Annotated in this window: 17 protein-coding genes; 8 read left to right on the top strand and 9 right to left on the bottom strand. The window is 74.2% G+C overall.

Annotated elements, in window-relative coordinates; genetic code table 11:
• Positions 1–58: 58 nt before the first annotated feature.
• Positions 59–898: a chitosanase gene (locus tag BJ961_RS15425; protein WP_271413400.1), complete on the top strand. Its 840-nt coding sequence runs from the start codon at positions 59–61 to the stop codon at positions 896–898.
• Positions 899–978: 80 nt separating this feature from the next.
• On the opposite strand, the gene BJ961_RS15420 is transcribed toward BJ961_RS15425, so the two are convergent.
• Entirely contained in the window at positions 979–1,152 is a 174-nt protein-coding gene (locus BJ961_RS15420) for a CsbD family protein (protein WP_271413399.1), read from the bottom strand.
• Positions 1,153–1,309: 157 nt separating this feature from the next.
• On the opposite strand from BJ961_RS15420, the gene BJ961_RS15415 reads away from it, so the two are divergent.
• Positions 1,310–1,456, top strand: a complete 147-nt coding sequence (locus tag BJ961_RS15415; protein ID WP_271413398.1) for a hypothetical protein — start codon at positions 1,310–1,312, stop codon at positions 1,454–1,456.
• Positions 1,457–1,488: 32 nt separating this feature from the next.
• Here the strand turns inward: BJ961_RS15415 and BJ961_RS15410 are convergent, their stop codons facing one another.
• A complete protein-coding gene (locus tag BJ961_RS15410; RefSeq protein WP_271413397.1) occupies positions 1,489–2,958 on the bottom strand; it encodes an MFS transporter in 1,470 nt (489 codons plus the stop codon).
• 239 nt (positions 2,959–3,197) lie between these two features.
• On the opposite strand from BJ961_RS15410, the gene BJ961_RS15405 reads away from it, so the two are divergent.
• Positions 3,198–4,562, top strand: a complete 1,365-nt coding sequence (locus BJ961_RS15405) for an FAD-dependent oxidoreductase (RefSeq protein WP_271413396.1) — start codon at positions 3,198–3,200, stop codon at positions 4,560–4,562.
• Positions 4,563–4,631: 69 nt separating this feature from the next.
• Here BJ961_RS15405 and BJ961_RS15400 read toward each other — a convergent pair whose 3' ends face one another.
• The 5 genes from BJ961_RS15400 to BJ961_RS15380 form a co-directional block, all read right to left on the bottom strand.
• Positions 4,632–5,039, bottom strand: a complete 408-nt coding sequence (locus tag BJ961_RS15400; protein WP_271413395.1) for a DUF3224 domain-containing protein — start codon at positions 5,037–5,039, stop codon at positions 4,632–4,634.
• Between the two features lie 102 nt (positions 5,040–5,141).
• Positions 5,142–5,516 carry a roadblock/LC7 domain-containing protein gene (locus BJ961_RS15395; protein WP_271413394.1) on the bottom strand — a complete coding sequence of 125 codons (375 nt, stop codon included), beginning with the start codon at positions 5,514–5,516 and terminating at the stop codon, positions 5,142–5,144.
• A gap of 57 nt (positions 5,517–5,573) precedes the next feature.
• Positions 5,574–6,098 carry a roadblock/LC7 domain-containing protein gene (locus BJ961_RS15390; RefSeq protein ID WP_271413393.1) on the bottom strand — a complete coding sequence of 175 codons (525 nt, stop codon included), beginning with the start codon at positions 6,096–6,098 and terminating at the stop codon, positions 5,574–5,576.
• Positions 6,099–6,136: 38 nt separating this feature from the next.
• Positions 6,137–6,922: a hypothetical protein gene (locus BJ961_RS15385; RefSeq protein WP_271413392.1), complete on the bottom strand. Its 786-nt coding sequence runs from the start codon at positions 6,920–6,922 to the stop codon at positions 6,137–6,139.
• A complete protein-coding gene (locus BJ961_RS15380; RefSeq protein ID WP_271413391.1) occupies positions 6,919–7,326 on the bottom strand; it encodes a hypothetical protein in 408 nt (135 codons plus the stop codon). The genes BJ961_RS15385 and BJ961_RS15380 overlap by 4 nt, the downstream gene beginning before the upstream one ends.
• 198 nt (positions 7,327–7,524) lie before the next feature.
• Between BJ961_RS15380 and BJ961_RS15375 the strand changes: the two genes are divergently transcribed.
• Positions 7,525–8,595, top strand: a complete 1,071-nt coding sequence (locus tag BJ961_RS15375) for a YihY/virulence factor BrkB family protein (RefSeq protein ID WP_271413390.1) — start codon at positions 7,525–7,527, stop codon at positions 8,593–8,595.
• 53 nt (positions 8,596–8,648) lie between these two features.
• Here BJ961_RS15375 and BJ961_RS15370 read toward each other — a convergent pair whose 3' ends face one another.
• Positions 8,649–9,443 (bottom strand): SDR family NAD(P)-dependent oxidoreductase, encoded by a 795-nt coding sequence (locus BJ961_RS15370; protein ID WP_271413389.1) that lies wholly within the window; start codon positions 9,441–9,443, stop codon positions 8,649–8,651.
• 193 nt (positions 9,444–9,636) lie between these two features.
• On the opposite strand from BJ961_RS15370, the gene BJ961_RS15365 reads away from it, so the two are divergent.
• From BJ961_RS15365 to BJ961_RS15350, 4 genes are all read left to right on the top strand, one after another.
• Complete coding sequence (locus tag BJ961_RS15365) at positions 9,637–10,803, top strand: hypothetical protein (RefSeq protein WP_271413388.1); 1,167 nt, start codon at positions 9,637–9,639, stop codon at positions 10,801–10,803.
• A gap of 330 nt (positions 10,804–11,133) precedes the next feature.
• A complete protein-coding gene (locus BJ961_RS15360; protein WP_271413387.1) occupies positions 11,134–11,697 on the top strand; it encodes a (2Fe-2S)-binding protein in 564 nt (187 codons plus the stop codon).
• Entirely contained in the window at positions 11,694–12,686 is a 993-nt protein-coding gene (locus BJ961_RS15355; protein WP_271413386.1) for an FAD binding domain-containing protein, read from the top strand. Before BJ961_RS15360 ends, BJ961_RS15355 begins: the two co-directional genes overlap by 4 nt.
• Positions 12,687–12,712: 26 nt before the next feature.
• Positions 12,713–14,842 carry a xanthine dehydrogenase family protein molybdopterin-binding subunit gene (locus tag BJ961_RS15350; RefSeq protein WP_271413385.1) on the top strand — a complete coding sequence of 710 codons (2,130 nt, stop codon included), beginning with the start codon at positions 12,713–12,715 and terminating at the stop codon, positions 14,840–14,842.
• Between the two features lie 78 nt (positions 14,843–14,920).
• Here BJ961_RS15350 and BJ961_RS15345 read toward each other — a convergent pair whose 3' ends face one another.
• Positions 14,921–16,414: a hypothetical protein gene (locus tag BJ961_RS15345; RefSeq protein ID WP_271413384.1), complete on the bottom strand. Its 1,494-nt coding sequence runs from the start codon at positions 16,412–16,414 to the stop codon at positions 14,921–14,923.
• Between the last annotated feature and the right edge of the window lie 33 nt (positions 16,415–16,447).

Below are 16,447 nucleotides of genomic sequence, written 5' to 3'. Positions count from 1 at the left end.
GGAAACTTTCCTGTCAGTGCCCGGCACTCCCTGTCCCCCCACCCCACCTGGAGATTCCGTGAGGCACCCTTCCCCCGACCCGGCGCACCCCGCCGGCACCTCGCGCCGTACCGTGCTCGCCATGGCATCCGCGTTCCTGGCGACAGTCCCCCTGACCACCCCCGCTCGGGCCGCGGCACCCGCGCCCGCGGCGGGGCTCGACGACGCGGCGAAGAAGGAGATCGCCATGCAACTGGTGTCGAGCGCGGAGAACTCCTCGCTCGACTGGAAGGCGCAGTACCGGTACATCGAGGACATCGGTGACGGCCGCGGCTACACCGCGGGCATCATCGGCTTCTGCTCCGGCACCGGCGACATGCTCGACCTGGTGGAGTTGTACGCCGCCCGCAGCCCCGGCAACGTCCTCGCGCCCTATCTGCCGGCGCTGCGCCGGGTGGACGGCTCCGACTCGCACGAGGGCCTGGATCCCGGTTTCCCGGACGACTGGCGCCGGGCCGCCGGCGACCCGGAGTTCCGCCGGGCGCAGGACGACGAGCGCGACCGCGTCTACTTCGACCCGGCCGTGCGGCGCGGCAGGGAGGACGGGCTGCGGACGCTGGGGCAGTTCGCGTACTACGACGCGATCGTCATGCACGGCGACGGCGGCGACCGGCTGAGCTTCGGCAGTATCAGGGAGCGTGCCCTGGGCCGGGCCCGGCCTCCCGCGCAGGGCGGCGACGAGGTCGCCTACCTGCACGCCTTCCTCGATGAACGGGTGTGGGCCATGCGGCAGGAGGAGGCGCACAGCGACACCAGCCGGGTCGACACGGCGCAGCGCGTCTTCCTGGACGCGGGCAACCTCGGCCTCGAACCGCCGCTGGACTGGCACGTGTACGGGGACGCCTACCACATCGGCTGACCCCGGGCACGCCACGGGCCGCGGAGCCCGGCCGTGTGCCGGGTTCCGCGGCCCGTGTGCCGCCGGATCCGCGTCCCGGGTCAGTGCCGGAACGCGTCCTTGCCCTTCTCCTTGGCCTGTCGGGCGTCGCCCTTGGACTGTTCGGCGCGGCCCTCGGCCGTCATCCTCTCGTTGCCGACGGCCCGGCCGACCGCTTCCTTGGCCTTTCCCTTGGCCTGCTCCGTCTTGGCCCTGGACTTCTGATTGCCGGCCACAGTGGCTCACCTCTCGGCGTTCGCTTGCGATGTCCTGCCCCTGCGGGTCGCCCGGCGCGGCGGGTTCAAACAGGCGGACGTCCGGCAGGGGTGTCGCGGGGGCGGCGGGGGTACGAGCACGGGCAAGGCAGGTCAGTCGTCGACTCGGAGGAACGTCATGGCCGGAGTACTGGACCGGATCAAGCGGTTCGCGCGCAGCCCGCAGGGCCGCCGGGCGGCCGAGCAGGTGCGCCGGGCCGCGTCGGACCCGCGCCGCCGGGCGCAGGCCCAGCAGATGCTGCGCAGGTTCGGCAGGCGCCGCTGAGCGCGTCCGTGGCACCGGCCGTCGGGAGCCGGTCAGTTCTGCCCGGCGTGGGTGTGGCTGTGGGACGCCTCCGGCTGGCAGCGCCGGTCGCCGCCGGGCCGGTCGCGGTGCCAGTCGCGGACCGCGACGGCCAGTGCGCAGAGCATGGCGGCGACTCCGGTGCCCACGGACAGGGCCACGGCCTCGTGATAGTCGTCGTGGGTGCTGTTCAGCGTCAGGTAGAACAGTCCCGGCAGCGCGGCGGTGCCCACGGCGCCGCCCAGCCGCTGCCCGGTCTGCAGGGCGCCTCCGGCGGCGCCCGCCATGCGCACCGGGACGTCGCGGAGGGTCATCGTGATGTTCGGGGAGATCACGCAGCCGCTGCCGAGCCCGCCGAGCAGCAGGGCCGGGGCGGCGAGCCAGGGGGCGCGCTCGGAGGGCGCGAGCCAGAGCAGCAGCGCGGTCGTGCCGAGGCCGGTCATCACGGCGACCAGACCCCAGACCGTGAGCAGGCGGCCCAGCCGTTCGACCAGTCGGCCCGCGACGGCGGCGGCGACGGCCGACCCGGCGGCGAAGGGCGTCACCGCCAGCCCGGACATGAGGGGTGAGAAGCCCAGCCCGTTCTGGAAGAAGAGCGCGAAGACCAGCCACACTCCGCTGAAGCCGACGAAGTACAGGGCGCCGAGGCCCGCGCCGGTGGCGTAGCCGCGGGTCTCGGTGAGCAGCCCGGGTTCCAGGAGCGGCCGGCCACCCCGGCGGGCCACCCTGCGTTCCCACCGTGCGAAGGCGGCCAGGACGAGCGCTCCCGCCGGGAAGAGCCACCACATCGTGGTGAGGCCGCCGCCCTCGGCCAGGACCAGGGGCAGCATCAGGGCCAGGATCCCCGCGCCCAGCAGCGTCACCCCCACGGGGTCGAGGTGTCCTCGGCCGCCGGGCGCCACCCGGGGCAGCAGGCGGAAGCCGAGCAGGAGTGCGAGCACGCCGACCGGCACGTTCACGTAGAAGATCCACCGCCAGCCCTCGGGGCCGGCGAGGGCCAGGATCAGGCCGCCGACGACCGGTCCCACAGCGCTGGAGACCCCGACGGTGGCTCCGAAGAGCCCGAAGGCACGGCCGCGTTCGGCGCCCCGGAACAGCTGTTGGATCAGTGCGGAGTTCTGCGGTGCGATGCTGCCCGCGGCGGCGCCCTGGGCGAGCCGGGCGGCGATCAGCAGTTCGATGCCGGGTGCGGCTCCCGCGGCGGCGCTGAAGAGGACGAAGGCGGCCAGGGCGAGGAGGAAGACGCGGCGCCTGCCGAACGTGTCGCCGATCCGGCCCGCGGTCACCAGGCTCAGGGCGAACGCGAGCGCGTAGCCGGAGACGACCCACTGCACGGCCGCGGGCGAGGCGTGCAGCCCCTTCTGCATGGAGGGCAGGGCCACGGCGACGATCGTCACGTCCAGCAGGGTCATGAAACCGGCGACCAGGGTCACCCACAGGGCCCGCCACCGGTGGGGATCCTGTCCGTCGTCCTGATGCTGCACGCGGACTCCCCTCGTGAGGCGGCACGGGACGCACCACCGCGCCCCACGCCTGCGTCACCCGTGACCGGGGCTTCAAACCCCTGCCGGGGCCCACCCCGAGCCTGGCCCCAAACCCGAACCATGGGATGCCATAAGATGTGCTTATGACCTCATAGACCGGACCCGCGTACCGACTTAGGCTTGCCTTAGCTTAGGCTTCCCCGAGAGTCGATCTGTCACCGCTCGAAGGGAACCTGAACATGCCCCGCCCTCTGCGGGTAGCCATCGTCGGATCCGGCCCGGCCGGGATCTACGCCGCTGACGCCCTGCTCAAGTCCGAAGTGGCCGCCGACCCCGGTGTTTCCATCGACATCTTCGAGCGCATGCCCGCCCCGTTCGGACTCATCCGCTACGGTGTCGCGCCCGACCACCCTCGGATCAAGGGCATCATCACGGCCCTGCACCAGGTGCTCGACAAGCCGCAGATCCGTCTCTTCGGCAATGTGAACTACCCGAGCGACATCAGCCTGGACGACCTGCGCGCCTTCTACGACGGTGTGATCTTCGCCACCGGCGCCACGGCGGACCGTGCCATGTCGGTCCCCGGCATCGATCTCGACGGCTCGTACGGCGCCGCCGACTTCGTCGCCTGGTACGACGGGCACCCCGACTTCCCGCGCACCTGGCCGCTGGAGGCGGAGAAGGTCGCCGTCCTCGGTGTCGGCAACGTCGCCCTGGACATCGCCCGCGTCCTCGCCAAGACCGCGGACGAGCTGCTGCCCACCGAGATCCCGCCGAACGTGTACGAGGGCCTGAAGGCCAACAAGGCGCTGGAGGTCCACGTCTTCGGCCGTCGCGGCCCGGCGCAGGCGAAGTTCAGCCCGATGGAGCTGCGGGAGCTGGACCACTCCCCCAACATCGAGGTGATCGTCGACCCCGAGGACATCGACTACGACGAGGGTTCGATCGCCACCCGGCGCGGCAACAAGCAGGCCGACATGGTCGCCAAGACCCTGGAGAACTGGGCGATCCGCGACGTCGGCGACCGTCCGCACAAGCTGTTCCTGCACTTCTTCGAGTCGCCCTCGGAGATCCTCGGCGAGGACGGCAGGGTGGTCGGCCTGCGCACCGAGCGCACGGAGCTGGACGGCACGGGCAACGTCAAGGGCACCGGCACGTTCAAGGACTGGGACGTCCAGGCGGTCTACCGGGCCGTCGGCTACCTGTCCGACCAGCTGCCCAAGCTGCCCTGGGACATCGACTCGGGCACGGTCCCGGACGCGGGCGGCCGGGTCGTCCAGGAGTCCGGCGAGCACCTGCGGTCGACGTACGTGACGGGCTGGATCCGGCGCGGTCCGGTCGGCCTGATCGGCCACACCAAGGGCGACGCCAACGAGACGGTGTCCAACCTGCTGGACGACTACGCGAACGACCGTCTCCAGACGCCCGCCTCGCCCGCCCCGGAGGCGGTGGACGCCTTCCTCGCCGAGCGGAACGTCCGCTTCACCACCTGGGACGGCTGGTACAAGCTCGACGCCGCGGAGAAGGCGCAGGGCGAGCCGCACGGGCGTGAGCGCGTGAAGTACGTCGAGCGCGAGGACATGCTCCGGGAGAGCGGCGCCTGAGCCGCGGCGACCGGCACCGGCGGCCTCGTCGAGGGCGCCGGTGCCGGTCGGCCCCGTCGCTGGCGGGGCTCAGCCGAGTTCGTACTCGAACCAGATCCGGTGCGTGCCGTCGGAGTCGACCGCGAGGCCGCCGGAGCCGGTGATGCCGGCCAGGGCGCCGGTGCCGCTGGCCGGTACCAGGGTGAAGAACTCGGCCGTGCGGTCGGCGCCGGTCGTCGTCGCCGAGTGCACGAAGTTGAACGCGCCTTCGCGGCCGTCCAGGGCCCCTTCGAAGGACTCCATGGCCAGGTAGGTGCCGACGCCGGTCTCCTGGTCGTAGGCGGCGGTGAACACGGTCGCCGAGCGGCCCGCGACCGCCCCCTCGAACCGCTTCTCCATCGTCGCCACGCCCACCGGGAGTCCGGTGGTCACGACGGTGCCCGGCGCCACGTCCGCCGGGGTGAAGTCCTTCACTGTGAACGTTCCAGTCGCATGCATACGGCGACCGTACCGCCCGCCACCGACAGTCGCGTCGGGCGGCGACCGGGGCCCGGCGGGAGGACGTCCCACCGGGCCCGCGACGGGTGGGCGCGGCCGGGGTCAGACCTCCAGTTCGTTCTCGACCCGGCGCAACTGGTGGCGGGCCATCGCCAGGTTGGCGCGGTTGGCGTCGAGCACCAGGTAGAGGAAGAGCCCGTTGCCGCCGCGGCCCTTGAGCAGACGGATCATGTGGTACTGGGTGCTCAGGGTGATCAGGATGTCCTCGATCTCGTCCTTCAGACCGAGGTGCTCCATCGTGCGCAGTTTGGACCGCACGACGTCGGTGTTGCCTGCCGCGGCGATCTCCAGGTTGAAGTCCTTGCCGCCGCCCAGGGTGCCGAGCGACATCCCGCTGGTGTAGTCGACCAGCGCGACGGCGGTCGCTCCGTCGATGGAGCTGAGGCATTCCTTGAGCGAGGTCTCCAGGTTGGCCATGGTGGGTTCCTTTCCGGACGTGATCAGTACGCGATCGGTTGTCAGATCGGCCGTTTGTCAGATCGGCCGGTGGTGGCCGCCGGCCTGGGGGGCGGGTTGGTGTGCGGGCCGCTGCGGAGTGCGCACCGGCAGGGTTCCGATGGCGCGGGCCGTGTCCGCGGGGTGCGTCGCGGGCTGGTCGGCGGCCGGGACGGGCCCGCGTTCCGGCCCCAGTTGGGCCGCGACCAGTTCGCCGATCCGCGCGCCGCTGCGCCGGCCCTCCAGGTGCAGCCGGCCCACGTTGACCCGCCCGTCGGCGAGCAGGGTGAGCACGGCGGCCGGGCCGGCGGCGTACGTGGCGACGTAGCCGTCGGTCCCGCGCAGCAGCAGTTCGCGGAATCCGCCGCGCGCGGTGGCCTCCGCCATGCGGTGCGCGACGCCGAGGGCGGCCGCGGTGAGCGCGGCGAGGCCCTCGGGTTCGGTGCCCGGCGCGTCGTGGGCCAGCACGAGCCCGTCCACGGTGGCCGCGAGCGACCCGGTCAGCTGGGGCACGCGGTTGCGCATGCGGTGCAGTTCGTCCAGGACGTCGCTCTCGACGGCCATCAGCAGTCTCCTTTCGTCACGCCGGCGGCGCGCGCGGATCACAGGGCCTCCAAGGCGTCTCGAAGCCGTCGCAGCAGGGCCGTGTCGGGGTCGTCCCACACGACCGCGCGCGCGTCCGGGCCCGATGGGAGGGACGGGGCGGCGGGCGGCGCGGCACGGACGAGGCCGTGGGCGGCGAGGCGGCGCAGTTCCACGAGGGTGTGGTAGGTGCGGCAGGCGAGAGCCGAGGCGATCTCCGCGGCGGTGCGGACTCCGTCGACCTGCGTCAGGGTGCGGCCGCGCCGCGCGGGCAGGTCGGCGGTGTCGGTGCCCGGCACCCGGGCCAGGGGGGCGGTGTCGATGGCGGGGTCGGGCCAGATGCGGTCCAGCAGGGCGCGTCGGCGTCCGGACTCGCGTACGACGGTGTCCACCGGCACGGACCGGACCGCGCCGAGCCAGTGCACCGCGCCGGGCCGGAAGCGCTGCGCGCGCGTGTCGTGGGCGAGGACGAAGTAGGCGGCGTCGAACAGGGCGCCCAGGTGGCAGACCTCCAGCGCGCCGGCGGCGAGCCGTCCGCTGTCCACGAGCCGGTGGCCGACCCGGTGCTGTGTCCCTGCCCGGTCGACCGCGTCCCACCAGCCGTCCGGGGGGACGGCACCGCTGCGGGTGAGCAGCGCGCCGAGGTCGGGGGTGAAGGCCGACTCCACGTGCACGACACGGCCCGCCGACAGGTAGACGATGCCCCGCTCACCCGAGAGTGCGCCGGTCGCTCCTTCGGCGGCGAGCGCGCCGAGGGCGTCGGACGTCGTCTCGTGCGTGGTCCAGGTGGTCGTCACCCGGGTCATCCGAGCACCAGGCGATCGGCCATCTCGGCCAGCCGGATCCGGGCCAGGGCGAGGTTCCCCTCGTTGCGGTCCAGCCACAGGTGCAGGAAGACGGTGCTGTCGAAGGGGGTGCTGACGAACCTGAGCAGGTGGTAGGCGTCGCCGGTGGTGGCGATCAGGTCCTCCACCGGGGGTTCCTTCCCGGGTTCGGCGGTGGGGCCCGCGGTGCCCTCCGCGGCGAGGGAGCCGCTCTCCGCGACGTGCCGGCCGAGCTCCGCCGTCTCGGCGGCCGTCGCCTCCCAGTCGCCGCCCGGCGCCTCGCCGACGGCGCCCAGTGCGAGCCCGCTGATCCAGTCGACCAGCGAAGCGCCCCGAGCACCGGGCAGTCGCATGGCTTCCAGCAGACTCTCGTCGATTCCGGGCACGCCGGATCCCCTCCCCTGCACGGCTGTACCGCGAACGTGACGACGACACTACGGAAGGTGCACGCGTCCGGTGAGCGCTTTGGCATTTTCCAGAGGAACGTGCCCCCGCTGCGGCATACTGCGGCGTTTCACCGTCGGCGACCGTCGGCGCGGGATTCGGCGGGCGTGCCTACGCCGGGACGGGCAACCCGCAGGGGCATGGCCCGACCCCACCTTCCCCGTCGCGGGAAGCACACGAAGGACGAACCGGCCGACGAGAGGGCGAAGGAGGCTGCGGACGCGGACTACGGCCCGGACGCCGCCACCGAGGACGCCGCGCCCGGCTCCCCCACCGAGTTGCCGAAGCGCTCGTGGTCCGCGCTGCTGCGGCGGGTGGTCGCCGAGTTCAAGGACGACGAGCTGACCGACCGCGCCGCCGCCCTGACCTACTACGGCATCCTGTCGCTGTTCCCGGCCATGCTGGTGCTGGTCTCGCTGCTCGGCATCGCCGGGGACTCCGCCACGCAGGAGGTCCTGGACAACGTGCGCAAGCTCGCGCCGGGATCCGCGCGCGACGTCCTCACCAACGCGGTGGAGCAACTGCGGGCCAAGGCGGGTCTGGGCTCCGTGCTGGCGGTGGCCGGTCTGGTGGGCGCCGTCTGGTCGGCGTCCGGGTACGTGGCCGCGTTCATCCGCGCCGCCAACGCGGTCTACGACGTGCCCGAGGGCCGCCCGGTGTGGAAGGTGCTGCCGCTGCGCGTGGCGCTGACCGTGGTGCTGCTCGTGCTCGCGGTGGTCAGCGCGCTCATCGTGGTGTTCACCGGGAGCCTGGCCCGGCAGGCGGGCACCGCGCTCGGCATGGGGGACACCGCGCTCACGGTGTGGTCGATCGCCAAGTGGCCGGTCCTGGTCCTGCTGGTCGTCCTCATGATCGCGATCCTGTACTGGGCCACCCCGAACGCCCGGGTCAAGGGCTTCAAGTGGGTCTCGCCCGGCAGCGTGGTCGCGCTGCTGATCTGGCTGGCCGCCTCCGCCGGTTTCGCCTTCTACGTGGCCAACTTCGGCTCGTACAACAAGACGTACGGCACCCTGGCGGGCGTCATCGTCTTCCTGGTGTGGCTGTGGGTCACGAACCTGGCGATCCTGCTCGGTCTGGAGTTCGACGCCGAGCTGGCCCGGCAGCGGGTCATCGACGGCGGCCACCCGCCCGACGACGAGCCGTACGTGGAGCCGCGCGACACCCGGGCCTGGAACGAGACGGACCGGCGGCGCGCGGAGGAGGACGGGTGAGACCCGGCGGGCCGCGGGACCCGAGGGCGCTCCACGGACGCTCGACGGGCGGTCTACGGCAGGATCGAGTCCACGTAGCCGCCGTCCACGCGCACCGCCGCTCCGGTGGTGGCGGACGCGAGGGGGGAGCCGAGGTACACCACCAGGTTGGCGATCTCCTCCGGTTCGATCAGCCGCTGGAGCAGGGACTGCGGGCGGTGCTCGCGCATGAAGACACGCTGCGCCTCGTCCCAGGGCAGGTCGCGGTCGACCAGCTGGTACACGAAGTCCTCGACGCCCTCGGTGCGGGTGGGGCCCGCGATGACGCAGTTCACCGTGACCCCGCTGCCCGCCGCCTCCTTCGCGAAGCCGCGGCCGACTCCGAGCAGCGCCGTCTTGGACACCCCGTAGTGGATCATCTCGGCGGGGATGACGACGGCCGAGTCACTCGCGATGTACAGCACCCGGCCCCAGCCGCGTTCCCTCATCCGGGGGAGATAGGCGCGCGTCAGCCTGACGCCCGCCAGGACGTTGATCTCGAAGTAGCGGCGCCACTCGTCGTCGCTGATCTCCAGCGCGGGCGCGGCGCCGAAGACGCCCAGGTTGTTCACGAGGATGTCGACGTCGGGCAGCGCGTCCACGGCGGCCCGGGCGCCCTCCTCGGTGCCGAGGTCCGCCGCGACCGGCACGAACACGCCGTCCGGCACCTCGGCCCGCAGTTTCGCGACGCTCTGCGCGAGGCGGCCGGCGTCGCGTCCGTTGACGCCGACGGTGGCACCGGCCCGGGCCAGTCCGGCGGCGATCGCCGCGCCGATCCCCTGCGAGGAGCCCGTCACCAGTGCGGTACGTCCACCGAGGTCGAGGTTCATCAGGTCGCTCCTTGTCGTGCCGTACGGTCGGTCCGGGCGCTCCTTCCCACCCTCGCCCACGACTCGTCCGCGGCCCGGCCTGCCGCACCGTCGCCCCGCCGCGGCACGCCCGGTCGGCGGACCCCGGGTGCTCTCGACTGACCTGCGGCGACGATACTTGCCTACGTCCGTGCCCCTGCTGCCCGATGGACCCATGCCGACCTCTCCCACCGCTCGCCCCACGCATCCGCCCACGCTGTGGGCCGCCCGCGGCCGCCATGTCGGCTCTGCGGCCGAGGACACCGTCCGGCACACGCTGGAGCGGCTCAAGGACGGCCACGTCCTGGACGACTTCCTGGAGCCGCCCGAGGAGCCGGCGGCCGAGTCCGCGTCCGCCGGGGGCCCCGGCCCGCGGGTCTTCGAGGCACGCTGGAAGGCTCCCGGGGCCGTGACGGTGCGCGCCAGGCTGATCCTGGAGCCGGCGTCGGCGGGCGGGCAGGAGTGGACGCTGCTCGCGGAGGCCGAGGAGGCCTGGGACCCTGCCTGGCCCTCCCCCGCCACCATGTTCTGGCCCGACGACCCGGACGTCACCTGGGACCGGGACGCCGCCACCGGACTGCGGCTGCGGGGCATCAACACCCTGCCGGACGACGACAAGGCCGTGCGCCGGCTGCTCAAGGAGGCCGGGCGCAGTCCGTGGAACATCCACGTGGTGGTGCACGAGGCGATGACCCCGGACCACCGCGGCCGGGAGCCGCTGGCGCGGCGGTTGCCGCCCGGTCTGCGGCACCGGGTCGTCGAGCACCGCGCCGCGCCGCAGCAGTTGCGGGTGGTGAACTGGGCCCTGGAGGACTTCGGGGTCCAGGTGCCGCGCGGCGGCGCCGTGGTGCTGCCGGGCACACCGGCCCCGGCCGACTACGCCGACGGGGACTTCTCCGTCCGCACCGTCTTCCTGGACGGCTCCGAGCCCACCGCTCTGATCGGCGCGGTGACGTCCTTCGACGCACTGCCCAGGCCGCTGCCGGACGACGCGGTGGAGGCCCTGCGCTCGCTGCGGGAGGACTGGCGGCTGCTGACGCTGCGGGAGGAGTTGGAGCGCGAGCGCAAGCTGGTGGCGATGTACGCCGAGGCGCTCGAGGCCATGACCCAGTCCCGGGACCTGTACCGGGAGGCGGCGGAACGCGCGGCCGAGGCCCTCTCCGTCTACCGGGAGTCCGCCGGGGCGGACCAGCCCCGCCCCACGTCGTCCGAGGCGCCGACGACGTCCCCCCTGCGGGGCCTGACCCGCACCCTGGAGCGCTTCCGGGGCTCCGCCCGCGCACCCCGTCCGGACCCCACCGACCGCGGCACCGCCGGGCCCCCGACCCAGCCGGGCGACTGACCCCGGCCGCGCCACCGGACCACCGCCGGACTTCGGCACCCCCCACCGGACCTCATCGATACGGGGAGGGGGCACAACGCGTCCGGCCGCCCCGCGCCCCTCCCCGGCCGCAGCCCGGCACAGCGGAACGGCGGTCGAGCCCCCACCACCGCGTCCCGGCACCCCTGCGGACAGCCGACAGTGGTCGGCGGGGGCGTCGGGCGGCGCGCGGGACGGTCGTGGGTGCCGGGGGACGCCGCCCGCTGAGGGCAGCCTCACGTGTCATCCGGCCGGAGGTGGATACGCGGACGGGCACAGGAGCACGGCCCGTCCCGGAAGGTCAGCGACGCCATGGACAGCCAGTACGAGAGCGCCCCCGCTTCCCGCCCACCGGAGTCCTCCCGTTCGGAGACCACGCTCCGTGTCAACGGCAAACCGCACACCCTCACCGTCGACCACCGCCGTGTCCTGCTGGACCTCCTGCGGGAGGACCTCGGGCTCGCGGGTGCCAAGAAGGGCTGCGACCACGGGCAGTGCGGCGCCTGCACGGTCCTGGTGGACGGCAGGCGCGTGAACAGCTGCCTGCTGTTCGCGGTCGCCCTGGACGGCTGCGAGATCACCACCGTCGAGGGGCTCGCCGGGGACGGCGAGGAGCTGCACCCGATGCAGCGGGCCTTCCTGGACCGCGACGCCTTCCAGTGCGGGTACTGCACCCCGGGCCAGATCTGCTCCGCGGTCGGCGCGATCGCCGAGGCCGCGGCCGGACACCCGTCCCACGTCACCGACCCGGCGGCACCGTCCGGCGAGCCGGTCGCGCTGGACCGGGAGGAGATCCGGGAGCGGCTGAGCGGCAACCTGTGCCGGTGCGGGGCGTATCCGCACATCGCCGACGCGGTCGAGGACGTGATCCCGTGAAGCCCTTCGCCTACGTGCGCGCCGACAGCGTCGAGGAGGCCACCGACGCCTTCGCGGCCCACCCCGGCGCCCGCTACCTCGGCGGCGGCACCAACCTCGTCGACCTGATGAAGCTCGGCGTGGAGACCCCGGCCACCCTCGTCGACGTGACCCGGCTGCCGCTGGACGGGGTGGAGGAGCTGCCCGACGGCTCGCTGCGGGTCGGCGCGACGGTCCGCAACAGCGACCTCGCGGCCCACCGCGCCGTCCGCGACCGCTACCCGGCCCTGTCCCAGGCACTGCTGGCCGGAGCTTCCGGGCAGTTGCGCAACGCCGCCACCACCGGCGGCAACCTGTTGCAGCGCACCCGCTGCCCGTACTTCCAGGACGTGTCGAAGCCCTGCAACAAGCGTGAGCCCGGCACCGGCTGCGGCGCGCTGGAGGGCGTGCACCGGGACCACGCGGTGCTCGGCCACTCCGACCAGTGCATCGCCACCCACCCCTCGGACATGGCGGTGGCGCTGGCCGCCCTCGACGCGCGCGTCGAGCTGCACGGCCCCGAGGGCACCCGGAGCGTGCCCGCCGCCGACTTCCACCGGCTGCCGGGGCTGCACCCCGAGCGGGACACGGAGATCCACCCCGGCGAGCTGATCACCGGCGTGGTCCTGCCCGCGGCCACGGCCGGGCTCCCCTCGGCGTACCGCAAGGCCCGCGACCGGGCGTCTTACGCCTTCGCGCTGGCCTCCGTCGCCGTCGTGCTGCACCTGGCAGACGGTGTGGTGGAGCGGGCGGGGATCGCGTTCGGGGCGCTGGCGCACCGGCCCTGGCGGGCGCGGCGGGCCGAGGACGCGCTGCGGGGCGCGGCGCCCACGACGGCGGCCTTCGAGCACGCGATCGACCTGGAGCTGGCCGCGGCCGAACCGCTGCGGGACAACGCCTACAAGGTGCCGCTGGCCCGCCGGCTGGCCCTGGACGTACTGGGTCGGCTCGCCCCGCCCGCCACCACCTGAACCACGGCGTCCACGAGGAGGACTCCATGACCGCCACCGATGCCGTCCTGGGCGCTCCGGCAGAGCGCAGGGAAGGGCGGGAGAAGGTGACCGGGACCGCCCGGTACGCCGCCGAGTTCGACGCGCCGGGCCGCGCCCAGGCCTGGCCGGTGCCGGCGACGGTCGCGCGCGGCCGGGTGACCGGCGTCGACCCCGCGCCCGCGCTCGCGCTGCCCGGCGTGCTCGCGGTGCTCACGCACGAGAACGCGCCCCGCCTCGGCGAACCCGACGACCCGACCCTGGCCGTGCTGCAGGGGCCGCACGTCCCGCACCGGGGCTGGTTCGTGGGCCTGGTGGTGGCCGAGACCCTGGAGGCGGCCCGCGCCGGCGCCGCCGCCGTCCGGATCACCTACGAGGCCGAACCCCACGACGTGGCGCTCACCGCCTCGCACTCCGGGGCGTACGTCCCGGAATCGGCCAACGGAGGCTTCCCGGCCGTCACCGAGCACGGCGACCCGGACGGTGCCTTCGCCGCCTCGGCGGCCCGGGTCGACGTCGAGTACACGGTGCCGCCGCTGCACAACCACCCCATGGAGCCGCACTCCAGTACGGCGCACTGGGACGGCGAGCGGCTGACCGTGCACTCCTCCAGCCAGGGGACGACGGCGGTGCGCAAGGAGCTGGCCCGCCTGTTCGCCCTGCCCGAGGACCGGATCACGGTGCGCGCGGAGCACGTGGGCGGCGGCTTCGGTTCGAAGGGCACGCCGCGGCCGGAGGTGGTGCTGGCCGCGATGGCCGCGCGGGAGACCGGGCGGCAGGTGACCGTGGCCCTGCCGCGGCGCTACCTGCCCGCCGTCGTCGGGCACCGCGCGCCGACCCTGCACCGGCTGCGCCTGGGCGCGGACACCGACGGCCGCCTCGGCTCCCTGGTGCACGAGGTGACGACGCACACCTCCCGGGTGAAGGAGTTCGTGGAGCAGGCCGCGGTCCCCGCCCGCGTCATGTACGGCACGCCCGCCCTGCGCACGGTCCACCGCGTGGCGGCGCTGGACGTGCCCACACCGTCCTGGATGCGCGCCCCCGGTGAATGCCCGGGTATGTACGCCCTCGAGTCCGCCATGGACGAGCTGGCCGCCGAACTCGGCGTCGACCCGGTGGAGCTGAGGGTCCGCAACGAACCGGAGGCGGAGCCCGACAGCGGCAAGCCCTTCAGCAGCAGGCATCTGGTGGAGTGTCTGCGCGAGGGCGCCCGGCGCTTCGGGTGGGAGGACCGCGACCCCCGTCCGCGGACCCGTGAGGCGGGGCCCCTGCTGATCGGCAGCGGGGTGGCCGCCGCCACCTACCCCGTCCTGGTCTCCCCGTGCGTCGCCTCGGCGCGGGCCCTGCCCGACGGCGGCTTCCTGGTGCGGGTCAACGCCACCGACATCGGTACGGGGGCGCGGACCGTGCTCGCGCAGGTCGCGGCCGACGCCCTCGGCGCCCCGCTGGACCGGGTCCGGATCGAGGTCGGCGACAGCGACATCGGGTTCGCCCCCATGGCGGGCGGCTCCTCCGGTACCGCGTCCTGGGGCTGGGCCGTGCACGCGGCGTGCGACCGGCTGGCGGGGCGGCTCGCCGAGCACGCCGGGCCGCTGCCCGACGAGGGTGTCACGGCCGACGCCGACACCTCCGGCACGGCCGACGCCGAGAGCCCCTACGCGCGGCACGCGTTCGGCGCGCACTTCGCCGAGGTCACCGTCGACACGGTCTCCGGCGAGGTGCGGGCGACCAGGCTGCTGGGCGTCTTCGCGGCGGGGCGCATCCTCAACGCCCGTACGGCGCGCTCCCAGTTCATCGGGGGCATGACGATGGGCCTCGGCATGGCGCTCACCGAGGACAGCACGATGGACCCGGTGTTCGGCGACTTCGTCGAGCGCGATCTGGCCTCGTACCACGTGCCCGCGCACGCGGACGTCGCGCGGGTCGAGGCGCACTGGGTGGACGAGGAGGACGACCGTCTCAATCCCATGGGCAGCAAGGGGATCGGCGAGATCGGGATCGTGGGTTCGGCGGCGGCCGTCGGCAACGCCGTCCACCACGCCACCGGCATCCGCTTCCGCGAACTGCCGCTCACCCCGGACCGGGTGCTCACCGCTCTGCTGGAGCACGGGCACCCGGCGGGCATGCTCGGCACGTGAGAACGGACGTGTGGTCCGCGGCGGGTGTTCTCCCGGCGCGGACCACACGGTGTGCGTGCTGGGCGGGTCGGGCGGTGCTCAGTCCGCGGCGGTGCGGCCCGCGACCGCCACCCGGCGGGCGGGCCGGCGCCGGGCGGAGTCGTGCGAGGCCACCCGCACGCACAGGGCCGTCAGCGCGACGAGCGAGGCGGCCACGGCCACGGCGACCGCGATCGAGGTGGGGGCGAGGGTGAGGTCGGTGACGGGAGACACCCGCGCCGTCGGGGTGGCGCCGCCGTAGAGCTTGGCGGCGGCCAGGGCCGCCGGTCCCACGACCGCCGCGGCGAGCAGCGGCACGGCGGGCCGTACGGTCAACAGCAGTGCCAGCACCAGGCAGAGCGCCGACAGGCCGAGCGCCACTCCGTACGCCGGTGCGGAGGCGTCGGCGCGGTGCAGCGGGAAGTAGGCCACGCCGCATCCCGCCAGGACGGCGACGGTGAGCCAGGCCGGCCAGGCCGGGCCCCGGTCGGCCCTGCGTGCCGCACGGTCGCGGTCGCGTGTCGCACGGTTCCTGGCGCGGTCGCGGTCGGCACGGGCCCCGTCGGTCTCCCGCGCAGCGCGGTCCTTGCCGCGGTCGCGCTCCCGGCGGGACGGGCGGCGGCGTTCGCGGCCGCGGCGGGCGCCCCCGGTGAACGCGCCGGCGAACCCCGGCGACCGGGCGGGGGGTTCGTGTCCGTCGTCCTCACCGGTCGCCTCCTGGGCCGCCCGCAGGTGCCGGGCGTCGGGCCGGTCGGGGCGGACGTGTCCGTCCTCGGCGAGCCGGCCGATCAGCTGGACCAGCTCCTCGACGGGCCGGCCGGTGGCGGCGGCGCGTACGGCCTCCTGCCCGCAGTGCGGCTCCAGTGGCGTGCGGTGCAGCAGCGACATCAGCCGGGTCACGTCCTCCACGGAGCGGCACTCCGCCGCGGCCCGGATCGCCTCGTCCGCGCTGTCCGAGTGGCGCGGCGGGCGGGTCAGCAGGGCGACGAGCCGGGTCACGTCCTCCACGGACCGGTTCACGCCGACCGCGCGCAGCGCGTCGATCGTGGCCTGCGCGTACTGCGGTGACTGCTCGAGCGTCGTGATCAGGTCGACGACCTCTTCCAGCGGCCGGTCGGCCACGGCGGAGCGCACCAGGTCGCCGACGGGGTCGCCGTACGTCTGCGCCGCTCCGTCCTCGAAGGCGGCCTCGTGGGGGCCGGGCTCACCGGGGGCGGGCTCGGACAGGCCCGGTCCGGGCAGGCCGCCGGGTTCGGGACGGGCGGGTTCCCGGAGGTCCGGGTCGGCGAGGTCGGGGTCGTCCAGGTCGACTTCCCAGACGTCCGTCTCCCGGTCGTCGGCCTCCCGGTCGTCGGCCTCCCGGTCGTAGAGGGGATGCTGCGGGGCGGACCGGCCCCGGTCGGGGGCGGGCGGCCGGTTCGCGGAGGTTCGGGCGTCGGGATCCGCGCCGGGCGGTCGCGCCGTTCCGGTGGTGGTGGTCGTCTCCCCGGTGGGCAGGTCCAGGGCGGATATGGCGTACTCGGGCGAGCGGGGTGAGGAAGAGCCGGTGGTCATGATCTCTCCGTGTGGTGGGGGTTGCGGCCGCCC

Source organism: Streptomyces lienomycini (assembly GCF_027947595.1).
Classification (GTDB): Bacteria; Actinomycetota; Actinomycetes; order Streptomycetales; family Streptomycetaceae; genus Streptomyces; species Streptomyces lienomycini.
This window is presented reverse-complemented; position numbering and strand designations above follow the sequence as displayed.